This window comes from Streptomyces sp. NPDC008121 (genome assembly GCF_042957155.1).
Lineage (GTDB): Bacteria > Actinomycetota > Actinomycetes > Streptomycetales > Streptomycetaceae > Streptomyces.
Window position 1 is genome coordinate 292,483 of record NZ_JBIBHT010000006.1, and the last position, 14,408, is coordinate 306,890.

13 protein-coding genes are annotated in these 14,408 nt (G+C 74.4%); 7 read left to right on the top strand and 6 right to left on the bottom strand.

Going from position 1 to position 14,408, the window contains the following annotated elements:
• Positions 1–90: 90 nt before the first annotated feature.
• Together hemG and hemQ are read left to right on the top strand one after the other, a co-directional pair.
• Positions 91–1,704, top strand: coding sequence for a protoporphyrinogen oxidase (gene hemG / locus ACFZBD_RS21675; RefSeq protein ID WP_391141734.1), 1,614 nt, complete (start codon positions 91–93; stop codon positions 1,702–1,704).
• 115 nt (positions 1,705–1,819) lie between these two features.
• Complete coding sequence (hemQ, locus tag ACFZBD_RS21680) at positions 1,820–2,533, top strand: hydrogen peroxide-dependent heme synthase (RefSeq protein ID WP_391141736.1); 714 nt, start codon at positions 1,820–1,822, stop codon at positions 2,531–2,533.
• A gap of 9 nt (positions 2,534–2,542) precedes the next feature.
• On the opposite strand, the gene ACFZBD_RS21685 is transcribed toward hemQ, so the two are convergent.
• The 5 genes from ACFZBD_RS21685 to ACFZBD_RS21705 all read right to left on the bottom strand — a co-directional run bounded on the left by ACFZBD_RS21685 (position 2,543) and on the right by ACFZBD_RS21705 (position 8,855).
• A complete protein-coding gene (locus ACFZBD_RS21685) occupies positions 2,543–4,354 on the bottom strand; it encodes an alpha/beta fold hydrolase (RefSeq protein WP_391141739.1) in 1,812 nt (603 codons plus the stop codon).
• Positions 4,355–4,619: 265 nt separating this feature from the next.
• Positions 4,620–5,660: a TIGR04222 domain-containing membrane protein gene (locus ACFZBD_RS21690; RefSeq protein WP_391141741.1), complete on the bottom strand. Its 1,041-nt coding sequence runs from the start codon at positions 5,658–5,660 to the stop codon at positions 4,620–4,622.
• A 7-nt stretch (positions 5,661–5,667) separates the two neighbouring features.
• Positions 5,668–7,176 carry a DUF692 family multinuclear iron-containing protein gene (locus ACFZBD_RS21695; RefSeq protein ID WP_391141743.1) on the bottom strand — a complete coding sequence of 503 codons (1,509 nt, stop codon included), beginning with the start codon at positions 7,174–7,176 and terminating at the stop codon, positions 5,668–5,670.
• A gap of 129 nt (positions 7,177–7,305) precedes the next feature.
• Positions 7,306–8,055, bottom strand: a complete 750-nt coding sequence (locus ACFZBD_RS21700; protein ID WP_391141746.1) for a DUF4142 domain-containing protein — start codon at positions 8,053–8,055, stop codon at positions 7,306–7,308.
• Between the two features lie 104 nt (positions 8,056–8,159).
• A complete protein-coding gene (locus tag ACFZBD_RS21705; protein ID WP_391141748.1) occupies positions 8,160–8,855 on the bottom strand; it encodes a peptidyl-tRNA hydrolase in 696 nt (231 codons plus the stop codon).
• Positions 8,856–8,939: 84 nt separating this feature from the next.
• On the opposite strand from ACFZBD_RS21705, the gene ACFZBD_RS21710 reads away from it, so the two are divergent.
• From ACFZBD_RS21710 to ACFZBD_RS21730, 5 genes are all read left to right on the top strand, one after another.
• Positions 8,940–9,617: an AIM24 family protein gene (locus ACFZBD_RS21710; RefSeq protein ID WP_391141751.1), complete on the top strand. Its 678-nt coding sequence runs from the start codon at positions 8,940–8,942 to the stop codon at positions 9,615–9,617.
• A gap of 2 nt (positions 9,618–9,619) precedes the next feature.
• Complete coding sequence (locus ACFZBD_RS21715) at positions 9,620–10,516, top strand: ATP-binding cassette domain-containing protein (protein WP_391141755.1); 897 nt, start codon at positions 9,620–9,622, stop codon at positions 10,514–10,516.
• Positions 10,513–11,163: an ABC transporter gene (locus ACFZBD_RS21720; RefSeq protein WP_391141758.1), complete on the top strand. Its 651-nt coding sequence runs from the start codon at positions 10,513–10,515 to the stop codon at positions 11,161–11,163. The genes ACFZBD_RS21715 and ACFZBD_RS21720 overlap by 4 nt, the downstream gene beginning before the upstream one ends.
• A 14-nt stretch (positions 11,164–11,177) precedes the next feature.
• Complete coding sequence (locus ACFZBD_RS21725; protein ID WP_391141761.1) at positions 11,178–11,354, top strand: hypothetical protein; 177 nt, start codon at positions 11,178–11,180, stop codon at positions 11,352–11,354.
• Positions 11,355–11,754: 400 nt separating this feature from the next.
• Positions 11,755–13,467 carry a hypothetical protein gene (locus ACFZBD_RS21730; RefSeq protein ID WP_391141763.1) on the top strand — a complete coding sequence of 571 codons (1,713 nt, stop codon included), beginning with the start codon at positions 11,755–11,757 and terminating at the stop codon, positions 13,465–13,467.
• A gap of 6 nt (positions 13,468–13,473) precedes the next feature.
• Here ACFZBD_RS21730 and ACFZBD_RS21735 read toward each other — a convergent pair whose 3' ends face one another.
• Positions 13,474–14,385 carry a polysaccharide deacetylase family protein gene (locus ACFZBD_RS21735; protein ID WP_391141766.1) on the bottom strand — a complete coding sequence of 304 codons (912 nt, stop codon included), beginning with the start codon at positions 14,383–14,385 and terminating at the stop codon, positions 13,474–13,476.
• Between the last annotated feature and the right edge of the window lie 23 nt (positions 14,386–14,408).

Here is a 14,408-nt window from a genome sequence, read left to right on the forward strand (position 1 = left end):
AGGGGGGAGCGGGTTGCCCTCCACCGGTAGCGAAGTGGTCACGTTCCGGCCTCGGAACGGCTCGGCGGCCTCGTTTGAGAGAGTGGACCCATGAACGCGGACACCACGGGCAGGTCGCTGGGGCACGTCGTCGTCGTGGGAGGCGGCATCGCGGGACTCGCCGCCGCGCACCGCCTGGCCACGGCGGGCGTGCGCGTCACCCTCCTCGAAGGCGGCGACCGCGTCGGCGGCAAGCTCCTCGCCGGGGAGATCGCCGGCGCCCCCGTCGACCTCGGCGCCGAATCGCTGCTCGCCCGGCGCCCCGAGGCGGTCGCGCTCGCGACCGCCGTCGGCCTCGGCGACCGGCTCACGGCGCCGGCCACCACCACCGCGTCCGTATGGTCGCGCGGCGAGCTGATCCCCATGCCCAAGGGGCACGTCATGGGCGTCCCGTCCGGCGGCGCGGCCGTCGCCGGGCTCCTCTCCGACGCGGGCGTCCGCGCCGTCGGGCGGGATCTCGACCTGCCGCCCACCGAGATCGGCGACGACATCGCCATCGGCGCGTACGTCTCCGAACGGATGGGCCACGAGGTCGTCGACCGACTCGTCGAGCCGCTCCTCGGCGGCGTCTACGCCGGAGACGCCTACCGCATCTCCCTGCGGGCCGCCGTGCCCGCGCTCTTCGAGGCCGCCCGTACCCACCCCACCCTCTCCGCCGCCGTCCGCGCCGTCCAGCAGGCCGGCGCCGCCACCCCGGCCGACGCGGCCGGAGCGGCCACCGGACTCGGCGGCTCGGTCTTCGCGGGCATCCAAGGCGGCATCGGCACCCTGCCCGCAGCCGTGGCGGACGCGATCCGCGCGGCCGGCGGAGAGATCCTGACCCACGCCCCGGTGACCGAACTCCGCCGCGTCACGGCCGAGGAGTCCGACGCGCACCCCGGGGCCGGACACCCTTACGCCGCCGCCACGGCAGGCCTGTCCGCCGCCGCGGGCCTGGCCTCCGCCACCGTGGCCGGTGCCGCCGTGGCCTCCGCCTCCGCCGCCGCCCGGCTCGCGGCCGCAGCCGACGGCGGGACCCCCGGCACGCGGTGGCGGATCGTCGCCGGCGACCGGGTGCACCACGCCGACGCGGTCGTCCTCGCCACGCCCACCTGGGCCGCCGCCGCCCTCCTCGCCGACGAGGCACCGGCCGCCGCCGCGCAGCTCGACACCGTCGAGTACGCCTCGATGGCGCTGGTCACCTTCGCCTTCCGGCGGAGCGACCTCCGCGCCGCCCTGCCCGGCTCCGGCTTCCTCGTGCCCCCGGTCGACGGCCACACCATCAAGGCCTCCACCTTCTCCGCCCGGAAGTGGCAGTGGGTCGCCGACGCCGCCCCCGACCTCTTCGTCCTGCGCACCTCCGTCGGCCGCTACGGCGAGGAGGAGCAGGTCCACCGCGACGACGCCGACCTCGTCGCGGCCTCCGCGAAGGACCTGGCCGCCGCGACCGGCCTGGCCGCCCGGCCCGTCGCCACCACCGTCACCCGCTGGATCGACGGCCTGCCGCAGTACCCCGTCGGCCACCTCGACCGCGTCGCCCGCGCCCGCGAGGCCGTCGCCGCACTGCCCGGGCTGCGCCTCGCCGGGGCCGCGTACGACGGGGTCGGCATCCCCGCCTGCATCGCCTCCGCCCACCGCGCGGCCGACGAACTCCTCGCCGACGCCTCCGCCGGGCGGGCGGGGTGACGGCCGGGGCCGGAGGCCGGGCGTACGCCGGGGAAACGGCCGGGGAGATCATCGCCACGTCGCAAACCACCGACCCTGGTGCGGGGCACTGTCCGTGACGGGCGAGAATAGGCGTATGAGTGCGCCCGAAAAGATCCCGAACGCCGGTAAGAAGGCGAAGGACCTCAACGAGGTCATCCGCTACACCCTGTGGTCCGTGTTCAAGCTGCGCGACGTCCTGCCCGAGAACCGCGCCGGCTTCGCCGACGAGGTCCAGGAGCTCTTCGACCAGCTCGCCGCCAAGGACATCACCGTCCGCGGCACGTACGACCTCTCCGGTCTGCGCGCCGACGCCGACGTGATGATCTGGTGGCACGCCGAGACGAGCGACGAGCTCCAGGAGGCGTACAACCTCTTCCGCCGCACCCGGCTCGGCCGCGCCCTGGAGCCGGTCTGGTCCAACATGGCGCTGCACCGCCCCGCCGAGTTCAACAAGTCGCACATCCCGGCCTTCCTGGCCGACGAGATGCCCCGCGACTACGTCAGCGTCTACCCCTTCGTGCGCTCCTACGACTGGTACCTGCTGCCGGACGAGGACCGTCGCCGGATGCTCGCGGACCACGGCAAGATGGCCCGCGGCTTCCCCGACGTCCGTGCCAACACGGTCGCCTCCTTCTCGCTCGGCGACTACGAATGGCTGCTCGCCTTCGAGGCCGACGAGCTGTACCGGATCGTCGACCTCATGCGCCACCTGCGGGCCTCCGAGGCGCGGATGCACGTCCGCGAGGAGGTCCCGTTCTACACCGGCCGTCGCAAGAGCGTCGCCGAGCTGGTGGCGGGCCTGGCCTGACGGCCGGTCCTACCGACCTGGTGACGACCCGGCGCCCAGCCGGGCCGCCACCCCTCGACCCGGAAGATCAGACGGCGGACGGAGCTCCGACCGCCGTTCCAGCGACACCGGGTCCGGCTCCGGGTGCGGCGCGCACGACGCGCGCCGCACCGGCGTCCTTCCCCCGGCCGGCGTCCCGGCCCCTCCCGGTGCCCCGGCCCGCGCCGCCGTCGCGCCCGGCACCTCGCCGGTGAGCAGATACGTCTCCAGATGCCGGTTCACGCAGCTGTTCGGCCCGCCGCCGATTCCGTGCGTCCCCGCGTCCCGCTCGGTCACGAGCGCCGCCCCCCACAGCCTGCGCTGCAGCTCCAGGGCCCCTTCATACGGCGTGGCCGCGTCCCGCTCGGCCGCCAGGATGAGCACCGGCGGCAGCACGCCCGCCCCGGTCCGGACGTCCACCGGCGTCCGGCGCGGCGCCGTCCAGTAGGCGCACGGCAGGTTCATCCAGGCGTTGTCCCAGGTCTCGAACGGGGCGAGCTTCGCGAGCCGGGTGTTGTCCCGGTCCCACACGGCGAAGTCCTCCGGCCAGGGGGCGTCGTTGCACTCGACCGCCGTGTAGACGGCCCTGCCGTTGCCGGGATCCGGGTCGCCTTCGCGCACCGGCCCCTCCGCCGGCGCGGCCTGCTCGATCAGGGGCTTCGGGTCGCCCTTCAGGAACCGTGCCAGCGCGGCGGCCCGCGGGGGCCAGTAGCCGTCGTGGTAGCCGACCTGGATCATCGCCGCGTGCAGCTGCCCCGGGCCCACCTTCCCGCCCGCCGGGCGGGCCGCGAGCGCGACGCGCACCTTCTCGTAGCTCGCCAGCACCGCCTCCGCCGTGGATCCCAGGCCGTACGTCCCGTGGTGCTTGGCCACCCAGCCGCGGAAGTCGGCCCACCGGCGCTCGAACGCCAGGGACTGGTCGAGGTTGTTGGCGTACCAGACCTGCCGGGGATCGGGGTTCACCGGTGCGTCGAAGACCATCCGGCGCACCCGCTCCGGGAAGAGCGTCGCGTACAGCGCGCCGAAGTACGTGCCGTACGAGGCGCCCATGAACGTCAGCCGGGGCTCGCCCAGCGCGGCGCGCAACACGTCCAGGTCGCGGGCGTTGTTGAGCGAGTGGTAGTGCCGCAGACCGGCGCCGGTGCGCCGCGCACAGCCCTGGGCGTACGTCTTCGCGCGGGCGATCCGCTCCTGCTTGTAGACCTCCGACGGCTGGGAGGGCGCCGGGGTGGGGCCCTTGACGCGGTCGGCGGGATCCTGGCAGGACACCGGCGCGGAGCTGCCCGTCACCCCGCGCGGGGCGTAGCCGACCAGGTCGTACGCGGCGGAGATCCGCTTCCACACGGGGAGCCCGGCGACCAGCGGGAAGGACGTCGAGGAGGCGCCGGGGCCGCCCGGGTTGTAGACCAGCGCGCCCTGGCGGCCGGAGGCCGGACCGGAGGCCCCGGTCCGGCTGACGGTGAGTCCGATCCGGGGGCCGTCGGGGTCGGCGTAGTCGAGGGGGACGCGGACGGTGCCGCAGCGCACGGAGGCGGGGAGCCTCTCGGCCGCCGGGCAGGCGCCCCAGTCGATGCCCTCGGCGGCGGCGCGGGAGGCGGCCGCGAGCAGGCCGCGGGCCTCGGCGGGCCAGGTGTCCGTGGCTCCGGCCGGTGCGGCGGGCGGGGTGCCCAGGGGTCCGGCCGGTGCGGCGGCCGCAGTGTCCAGGGCTCCGGCGGGTGCGGCGGGCACCGCGGTCTGGGAGGCGAGGACCAGGGACGTGAGGACCAGCGATCCGAGGGCTCCGTACCGTGCGAGCGTTCTCATCGGCCCTACCTTCGTGCGCGTGCGGGCAAGCGGGACGTCCCCGGATGCGTGCGTGCGGCCGTGCCCGATGCTCGCCCGCGCGTCTTCGTGCCCGGGCGCGCGCGGGCACGCGCGCATGCGGAACACAGGGATCGTTGGCGGGCCGGCGCGGGAAGTAAAGGACCGTCGGCGGGTGTCGCCCCGGATGCCCCCGGCGCGCCCCCTCGGGCGACCGCGCGCCCCGGCCGTCGGACGGCCGGGGCGCGAGGGAGGGGCAGGGGTGCGGTCAGCTGCTGGAGCCGCCGCCGCAGCTCGAACTGCCGCCGCTGGAGCACGAACTCCCGCTGGAACTCGAACTGGAGCACGAACTTCCGCTGGAACCGGAGCAGCCGCCGCCACCCCCGCCGCCGCCTCCGGAGCACGATCCGCCCGAGCAGCCTCCGCCGCCCCCTCCGCCCGTGCCGCAGCCGCCCCCGCCGCTGCCGCCGCCCGTGCTGGCGGCGCACCACACGGTGACCAGAGCGGCGGACGAGTCGGCCGTGGACGAGTGGCTGTGGTGGGTCCGGCGGGTGGAGGCGCGGGGGACCCGGATCCGGGCCGCGGTCAGCAACTGCTCCCGCAGCAGCGGGTCCGGCAGGGCGCGCAGTCCGTGCAGGGCGACCAGCTGCCCGGCGTCGGCGATGTGTCCGTGGGCCTGTCCGTACGCGAGGACGGCGCCGCGGCCCGCCGGGGGAACCCGCCGGGAGGCGATCGCTCCGCAGACGGCGGCGGTGATCCCGGCGCCGACCAGGGCGGGCAGCACCTTGAGGAAGAAGGGGACGTACATCTCCTCGCTGTCCGTGCCGGCGAATTCGGCGATCGTGAGGATCAGCGAAACGGGCACCATGGCCAAGGAGACGATGCCGACGGTCACGCTCCAGCGGATCGCGGTGCGGCGCACCCGGGGCGCCACGATCAGTCCGCGCGCCGCCAGTCCGTCGCCGATCTCCTGGACGGCCGGGTGGCTCATGGTCATCAGACGCAGATGGTGCAGGGCGCCGTGCGGGGCGGCCGCGTGCTCCTGGAGGAGGGCGCGCTCGACGTGGTCGCGGGGGGCGGGGCGCAGCACGGAGACGATGCCCGGGCCGCCGACGGCGATCCGGCCGTCGGCGTGGAGGGCGGCGAGGGCCGCGTCGACGACCCTGGCGGGGCCGCCGTTGAGGAAGGCGGCCTCGTGACGGTCGTGGATCTGCCCGCCGTTGCCGGAGCGGGTGCGGGAGGTCATGACGATCAGGGTGACCACGGCCGCCGCGGCGGCCAGGTAGTAGAGGACGGCGATCGTGTTCATCGGTCTCTCACCTTCGTACGAGCGCGGCGCGGGCGGCCCGGGCCAGGCGGGTGACCGGGCCCGGCGGGCGGGAACCGGAACGGTCCTGCCACCACTGGGTGAGCCGGTGTCGGGCATCGGGGTCTTCGGGGCGTCCGGCGACGAGCAGATGCTCGACGAAGTCGAGCGCGTCTCGGCGGTAACCGCCGGTCATGGGGCGGGACCTGGCGTACGCCAGGAACGCGGGCCGGAAGCCCGTGCCCAGGATCTCCGGGAGCTCGGGGGCGACCTTGGCGACGACATCGGCCCGCTTGGCCGACAGCGCGCGGCTCTGCACCCCCAGCCGGCGCGAGTCGAAGCCCTCGGGGGCGGGCGTCCCGGCGACCAGCGCGGAGAGCACCGCGGCCTGGTCGAGGGCGAGCCGCTCCCGGGCGGCGCCGGTACCGGCGGCGGCCGAGCGCGCAGCCGTACCCGCACGGCGCGGACCGGAGTCCGTATCCGCGTGCGTACGCGTCCCCGTACCGGAATCCGTATCCCCGTCCGTACCCGTTAGACGCGTACCGGAGTCCGTATCCGCGTCCGTACGCGTCCCGGTACCGGGGGCGGCCGGCGGCACCGGCATCGGGCCGCCCGAGACCCGGGCGCCCGCGCCGATGAGCAGCGGGCCCTCCGCGCGGGTCTCCTGCCCGGCCTGCTCCTGGGCTCCCCGTCGGCGCCCCGCGGCCACGGTCTCGCGGATCGAGGTCAGCTCCGCCGCCAGCTCCGCCCGCGCCGGGAAGTGGTCGTCCCGCTCCAGCAGGACTCCCGGCGGGGCGACCCGGGAGGCCAGGTCGGACAGGATCGCGAGGACGGGGGCGGTTACCGGATGGGCGTGGGTGTCGTGCCAGACGCCGTCGCGCTCGAGGCCGCCGGCGACGTGCACGTACGCGATCGCCTCGACCGGCAGCTCGGAGAGGGCCTTCGACGGGTCCTCGCCGCGGTTGACGTGGTTGGTGTGGAGATTGGCGACGTCGATGAGGAGCCGTACCCCCGTACGCTCCACCAGCTCCGCGAGGAACTGCCCCTCCGTCAGCTCCTCGCCGGGCCACGAGATCAGCGCCGCGATGTTCTCCAGGGCCAGCGGCACCGGCAGGGCGTCCTGCGCGATCCGGACGTTCTCGCAGAGCACGTCGAGCGCGTCCCAGGTGCGGGGGGCCGGCAGCAGGTGCCCCGCCTCCAGGACGGAGGTCGCGGTCAGCGGGCCCCCGGCCCGGACGAACGCGATGTGCTCCGTCACCAGGGGCGCCCCCAGCGCCGTCGCCTTCGCCGCCAGCTCCGCGAGCCGCCCGGCGTCCGGACGGTCCGCGCCGCCGATGCCCAGCGACACCCCGTGCGGGACGACCGTGACCCCCCGCGAGCGCAGCCGGGTCAGGGAGTCGGGGAGGTGGCCGGCGCAGAGGTTCTCCGCGACGACCTCCACCCAGTCGACGCCGGGCAGCGCCTCCACCGCGTCCGCGATCTCGGGCCGCCAGCCGATGCCGATGCCGAGTTCCGTCATGTCCCCCTCCTTCAGTCCCCGGTGTGATGGCCCCGCCGGATCCGTTCGAATCCAGCCGGAGGGACGTTCAGAGGTTGATTTGAGGTTCCGGCGTATCGGGCCCCGATGGCGCCGCTATCCGGACATGCCCTAGGAGTGCGGGGTGACGATCCCCCCGTCCGGCACCGGCCGGGAGGTGAACGACTGGTCCGTCCCCGACGGGACCACCGGCGTCGGCACGCCGGGCGACGGCACCGCGGGCGGCCCCGTCGGGCTCGACGTCTTGCGCCCGGCGGCCTCGTTCGCCAGCGCGTCGAAGTCGACCATCCCGGTCGCCTCCAGCATGGTGATGTGGTCGAGGACCGTCTGGTTCGCGTCACTCGCCAGCTGGCGTATCAGGGTGTTGCGGGTGGTGTGCCGGACCTCGGCGATCAGCGCGAAGACCTTGCCGTGCGCGTTGCGGAGCAGGTTCGCGAACTTTCGCTCGTACTCCTCCCCGCGCGACGCCGTCAGCTCGCGCAGCCAGCCCTGCTGCTGGTCGGTGGGCTGGTTGGGCAGCTCCACGCCCAACTGCGCCGCCACGGTCCGCGCCCGCCGGTCCAGGTCGGTGTGGCCGACGACGAGGTGGTCGCCGCACTCCACCATCGCCTTGCTGGGGGCGCGCTCGATGGCCTGCTGTCCGGCCGGTAGCTCCCAGAGGCCGGCCAGCCGCACCTTCACCAGGAAGTCCCGGTCGGTGGCGGAGAGCGGCCCCCACTGGGTGGCCACGGACGAGGCGTTGAGATTGGCCTCTCCGGTGCCGGAGCGGTCGGCATAGGACCAGACGGGGAAGGCGAGCGCGCCGACCGTGGCGACGAGCGCCGCGATGATGAGTGCCGTCCCGTTGACGCGTAGCGACAAGGTGTCTCCCGTACGTTCGTGGTACCGCAGACTGAACCGCCTCACGGGCAGCGGTTCAACCTCCTTGGCGATATGAGGAGATACGCACGGGGAGGGAGGTGCGTTCAGCCGAGGAGCCGACCCGCGGCCGGGAAGTCGGACACCACCGTGCACGAACCGGGAGCGATCTCCGTGAATCCGGCGTCCCGTACCACCGGCAGGCCGCTCGTCGTCAGCGCAGCCCAGCGCGCCGGGTCCGCCGTCCGCACCGCCAGCGGGAAGCCGGCCTCGCGCCAGGCCTCCCGGTCCGGCTCCGGCATCGCCCACCAGAGGAGCTGCGCCCCGTGCCCGGCCTGCGCCATCGCCTTCCCCGCGGACATCTCGAGGCCGGGATTGAGCCACAGCCGCGCGGCCCCGGCCGGTATGTCGCCGGGCTCGGCCGGGTCCTCCAGGTCGGTGCCGGAGACCTGGAGCTTGACCAGCTCCTTGGGCCAGCCGTCCAGCGGGACCGGCGGGAAGACCCGCACCTCCGCGGTCTCTCCGTGGACGGTGATGCCGGGCAGGGCGGCCGCCCGGCGCCACTCCGCGCCGCGCGCCCGGCGCACGACCTTCCGGATCCGGGCGTCCTGCCATTCGGTCATGACCCGCGCCCACTCCCCGTCGCCGTGCGCGCGTGCGTCGGTGAGGATCGTCAGCACGGCGCGGGCCGCCGTCTGCAGGGCGTCGGTACGGGCGGGGGGTTCGGCGCGCTCCACCCGGACGACGAGGGGCAGGACGAACTGGGGCTTGTCGTCGCGGGGATCGGTCTCGTTGCTGCTCACCCGGCAAGTCTGCCATCGCGGCCGCCCCCCGCCCGCGACGGGCGATTCTTGTAGGAACGACCGGTTCCGGGTCAGGATGCGAGCATGAAAAGTGATCTGTTCACCGGCGAACACCTTGCCGACGCCGCGACGTTTCCGGGGATGACCCTCCAGAACGCGAAGTCCGTGAAGTACACCGTCCAGGGCGAGATGCACGCCCGCCAGGGCTCGATGATCGCCTTCCGCGGGGACCTCCAGTTCGAGCGCAAGGGCCAGGGCCTCGGCGGCATGCTCAAGCGCGCCGTCACGGGCGAGGGGCTGGCGCTGATGGCCGTGCGCGGGCAGGGCGAGGCCTGGTTCGCGCACGAGGCGCAGAACTGCTTCATCGTCGAGATCGAGCAGCACGACGCGCTCACCGTGAACGGCCGCAACGTCCTCTGCTTCGACCCCACCCTCTCGTACGAGATCAAAACCGTGAAGGGTGCCGGCATGACCGGCGGCGGCCTCTTCAACAGCGTCTTCTCCGGTCACGGCAAGATCGCCCTGGTCTGCGACGGCACCCCGATCGTCATCCCGGTCTCCCCGCAGCTGCCGGTCTTCGTCGACACCGACGCCGTCGTCGGCTGGAGCGAGCGCCTGCACCCCTCCCTGCACCGCTCGCAGTCCTTCGGCTCGATGATGCGCGGCGGCTCGGGCGAGGCGGTCCAGCTCAAGCTGGAGGGCGAGGGCTTCGTCATCGTCCGGCCGAGCGAGCTGACCCCGCAGAAGGCGTCGGCCAACTGACCGTGTCCCCCACGCGCTTGGCGGGGGTGGGCCGCCGCTACGGCCTGCGCGGCTCGTGGGTGCTGCGCGGCGCCGACCTCACGCTGCCCGCCGGCGCCCTGGTGCGGGTCACCGGGGGCAACGGCTCCGGCAAGTCCACCCTGCTGCGGCTGATCGCGGGGATCGACGCGCCCTCCGAGGGGCGGATCACGGGCCGCCCCGCCCGCACGGCGTACGTCCCCGAACGCTTCCCTGCCGCACTGCCGTTCACCGCGCGCGGCTATCTCCGCCACCTCGGCCGCGTCCAGGGCCTCGGCGGGGCGGAGGCGGAGGCGCGGGCGGGGGAGTGGCTGGAACGCTTCGGCGGGAGCGACTTCGCCGACACCCCGCTCGCCGCACTCTCCAAGGGCAGCAGCCAGAAGGTCGCCGTCGCCCAGGCCCTCCTCGCGGGCCCGGAGCTGCTGGTCCTGGACGAGGCGTGGACCGGCCTGGATGCGGCGGCCCGCCGGGAACTCGACCACGCGGTCCGCGGCCGGCTCGCCGCCGGGGCGGCGGTGGTCTTCGTCGACCACGACCCGCGGAGACTGGTGGGGGAGGCCGACGCGGTGTACGCGGTGGCGAAGGGCCGGGTCCACCCGGCCTCGGTCGCGGCCAGCGGCACCGCGGCCTCCGGGGCTGCCGCCTCCGGGGCGCTCCCGGGACCGGCCTCTGCCGGCGGGGTCCGGGTGCGCATCGTGGTCTCCGGCGGGGGAGCGCTGCCCGACGGGCTCCCGGGCCGGCCCGCGTCCGCCCCCGGCCCGGACGGGACCACGGCTCTGACCGTCGACGCGGCCCACTCCGACGCGGTGCTGCGCACGCTGCTCACCGCCCGCCCCGCCTGGCACGTCCACCACCTCAATACCGAAGGCGTACGGGTATGACCGCACTGGTCCGCTACCACACGGCCCTGCTCCTGCGCTCCCAGCGCTGGCTCGCCCCGCTCCTCCTCTATGGCGTCTTCCTCGTCGTGGGCCTCCGCGCCGGAGAACCCGTGCTGGGCGCCCTCGGTTACGCCGTGGCCGGACTGCTGCCGGTGACCGCCTGGGTGGTACGGATCTGCCTGAGCCAGGAACCGGCCGCCGCGCGCGGGGTGGTGGCGGCCGCGGCGGGCCGCCAACGGGCCCACGTCGCGGCGATCCTGGCCGCCGTGGGCTGCGCGGGGGCGGTCGGCGCGGTCGCGGCCCTCGCGGTGACGGCGACGAGCGACCTGCGCCGGGTCGACCCCGTGGCGGCGGGCGCCGCCGGGCTCCTCGCCACGGCCGTCTGCGTACTGACCGGCGCGGCCGTCGGCACCCTCACCTCCCGCCCCTTCCTCCACGCCCGCGGCCTCTCCCTCGCCGCCCTGGTCCTCGGCTCCCTGCTCGCCCTGGTCACCACCGGCTCCCCGGCGGCCCACACCATCACCTCCCTGGTCACCGCCTCCGCCACCCCGACCGTCCCCCTCCCCTGGCTCCCCCTGGCCGGCGCCGTGACCCTCACGGCGGCGACGGTGACCCTGGCGTGCCGGGCGACGGCGTGGCGCGAGTGAGTACCCTCGATTCCATGGACAAGGACCCGGCCGAGCACCCGTCCACCGCTACGCCGCCGGCGGTCGAGGAGCCGTACGCCGACTGCGTCCTGTGCGGAAAGCCGACCGAGCACCCGGAGTCGACGAAGGGCATCACGCTCTGCCCGGTCTGCACCTGGCACGAGGCCCAACGCACCGCCTGCTCCGGCTGACGGAAGAGCCCGTTCCTGCCGGGGCCCCGCCCCCCGGGCCTTCCCGCGCTGCCGCCGCGCGCCTCCGGTGCCTTAATCTGTCCTGGGCCTTCACACTTTCCGCACGGGAGCGACCGAGCAATGAACGTTTCGCCTGCGTCGATCGTCTCCTCGGTCATTCCCCTGCGTGACGCGAGCCGTACCGGGAGCGGGCGCCCGCAGGGCCGAGCCGTCCACCTGCCGCCGCGGCGGAACGGCTGACCCGCTCACACGCCGAAACTTTCACGGCGGCCGGGCGCACCATGCCCGGCCGCGCATTCTGGAGACACAGTTGAAGACAGATCTGCCCCCGGAGACGGCCGCTCCGGCTCCGGCTCCGGCCGTGACACGTGCGCCGTCCCGGCGTGGTCCCCGGAACCTCATGGGGCCGAAGGCCAGGCGCTGGGCGCCCGCCTTCGGCGAGATAGCGGTCGGTGTGGCAGCCGCGCTCGGGTTCACGTACCTGGGGCTGGGGGTCGACAACAGTCCCGTCACGCGGGTGGGGCAGGTCAGTGGGCTGTCGAACCTGCAGTTGTGGTTCGCGCTACTCGTCCTGGCCGTCCTCGCCGCCGTGGGCTGGGCGACCGTTCGGGCGGGCGAGCGGGTGCGGAAGCTGTCGGTGCGGCTCGGTGCCGCCGCCGTCGCGGGGTTGAGCACCGGCTTCCTCGGGGCCGCTCAGGTTTTCGCACTGCGTGGGACGCCGTGGCCGCTGAACGGGCCGTACGGGGACAACAACCGCATCCTCGGATGGGCGGAGGAGGTGCTGCACACCGGGGCGATGGACGCGTTCTATCCGCCGGGGGTGCCGTACTCCATCGGCTACCTCGCCAAGGCCGGGCTCTTCGACGGTGAACCCGCGCTGGCGTTCAAGTGGGTGTTCATCGCTCTCGTGGCGCTCACCGGACCCGCCGCCTATCTGTTCTGGCGGATGAGCGTCACTCCGCTGCCCGCGCTCGCGCTCGGCCTCCTGCCCGCCCTGCAGCAGACGCTGCCGCACAAGCCGTACAGCCCCCTCGTCCTCGTCCTGATCGTGCCGCTGATCGCGAAGCTGCTGCTGTGGCTGCGCGCCTCGCCGCAATTCACCACCCGCGGGACCGTCCTGCGCGGCGGTTTCCTCGGGCTGCTCTTCGGGCTGCTCTTCCTCGTCTACTCCGGCTGGCACCTGTGGTCGCTGCCCGGCGTGCTCGTCGCCGTCCTGTTCTTCTACCCGTGGCGGACCGGCCGGCTGCGCGGTCTCGCCTTCCTCGGCAGCTCGCTGCTCGGCTTCCTGTTGGTGGCGGGCGTCTACCTGCGGGTCCTGTTGGGCGCGACGAGCACGCGTGACCAGTGGTGCTCGGGCTACACGCTCACCGAACCCGGGTACATCGGGACCACGCCGCTGAGCAGCCGGGCCTGGGACGAGCCGGGGGAGTACCCGGGCTTCGGGGAGTTCGCCGGCCTGCATATGTACGCGGTCGTCGTCCTGGTCGGCCTCGGCTTCGCCGTGGCGCTCGGCCTGCGCAAGGCCGTGGTCGTCGCCCCGCTCGCCTGCTTCGCCAGCGCGTGGCTCATCCGCTTCTGGCTGGCGGGCCACATGGAGGCCGACCAGCAGGTGCAGCTCTTCCCGCGCACCATCATGCAGATCCAGGTCACGCTGACCGCACTGACCGTCCTGGCCTGCGTGCTCGCAGCGCAGCGGCTCGCGCCCCTCGTGAAGCGCCTGCGCTCAGCGGATGCCGAGACCGAGACCGAGGACGGTTCCGAGGCCAAGCCCACGGCCAAGGGCGCGAGCACCGAGGCGCGCCGGTTCACCGCGGTCGGTGTGCTGCTGGCCATGGCGCTCGCCGGCGGCATGATCGGATCCTTCTTCGGCAACCAGTACCTCCCCACCCATCCCGACGAGAAGCTCGCCGGCACCCTCGCCTGGCAGGCCCATCAGTTCCGCAAGCCCGACGGCGACTGCCCGAAGTACGCCAACTTCGGCAAGTGCAAGCCCTTCCCGGCGCGCACCGTCGCCGAGGAGCCCGTCGAGGTGGAGTGGATGGTGTGCGAGTACCCGTGGCGGAAGGCGACCGAGGGCGGTTCGATCGTGCTGGATCTGATGACGCGGCCCTGAGGCGCGTCAGCGGGTGGGGGCCATCAGTTCGGAGACCTTCACGAAGCGGTAGCCCCGGGCGCGCAGTTCCGGGACGATCCGGCGGATCGCCTGTTCCGTGACGGGGGCGGCGCTGCGCGTGCAGTGCATGACCACCAGTGAGCCCGGTTTCACGCCGTCCAGGACCTGCTGGGCCACCGCGTCGCCGTCCTTCGCGAAGGCGTCGCCGCTGACCACGTCCCACTGCACCGCCGTCACCCGGGCGGGGCCGAGGGCGCGCAGCGCGGCGTCGTCGTAGCAGCCGCCGGGGAAGCGGAAGTACGGCACGACGTTGCTCGCGCCCGCGTCCCGGAAGGCGTCGAAGGCCCGCTGGACGTCGGCGGCCATGTCCGTCCGCGCCACCGTCGGCAGGCCGTAGCAGGGGGTCGCGAAGGCGTGGTGGCTGTAGGAGTGGTTGGCGATCTCGAAGAGCGGGTCGTTGCCGATCGAGCGGGCCTGGTCGGGGTACTCCTCCGCCCAGCGGCCCGTCATGAAGACCGTGGAGTCCACCCGCAGCCGGCGCAGGGTCTCGATCAGGCGCGGGTTGTCGAACCGTTCCCCGGCCGCCGCGCGCGGCCCCTGGTCCGCCGTCATGTCGGCGTCGAAGGTGAGCGCGACGACCTTCTCGGTGCCGCGGGCGGTGCGGTGCGTGTAGACCGGCGTGAGGCCGCCGGGACCGGGCGCCATCGTCGGCGGTGCCGTGCGCGCGGGCGCCGCCGGTCCCGGTGCGGCGGTACCGGGGCTCTTGGCGGCACCCGGGCCGCCCACCCCACCCGGGCCGCCCGCCCCGCCCGGGCCGCCCGCGTCGGCGCGGACGGTCGGGCGGGTGGGGGGCGGGGTGTCGGTGGTTCCCCCGGCGCAGCCGACAAGAACGGTACTCAAGAGGGCGAGTGCCGACATTCTTCGTACAGAAATGGTCACTC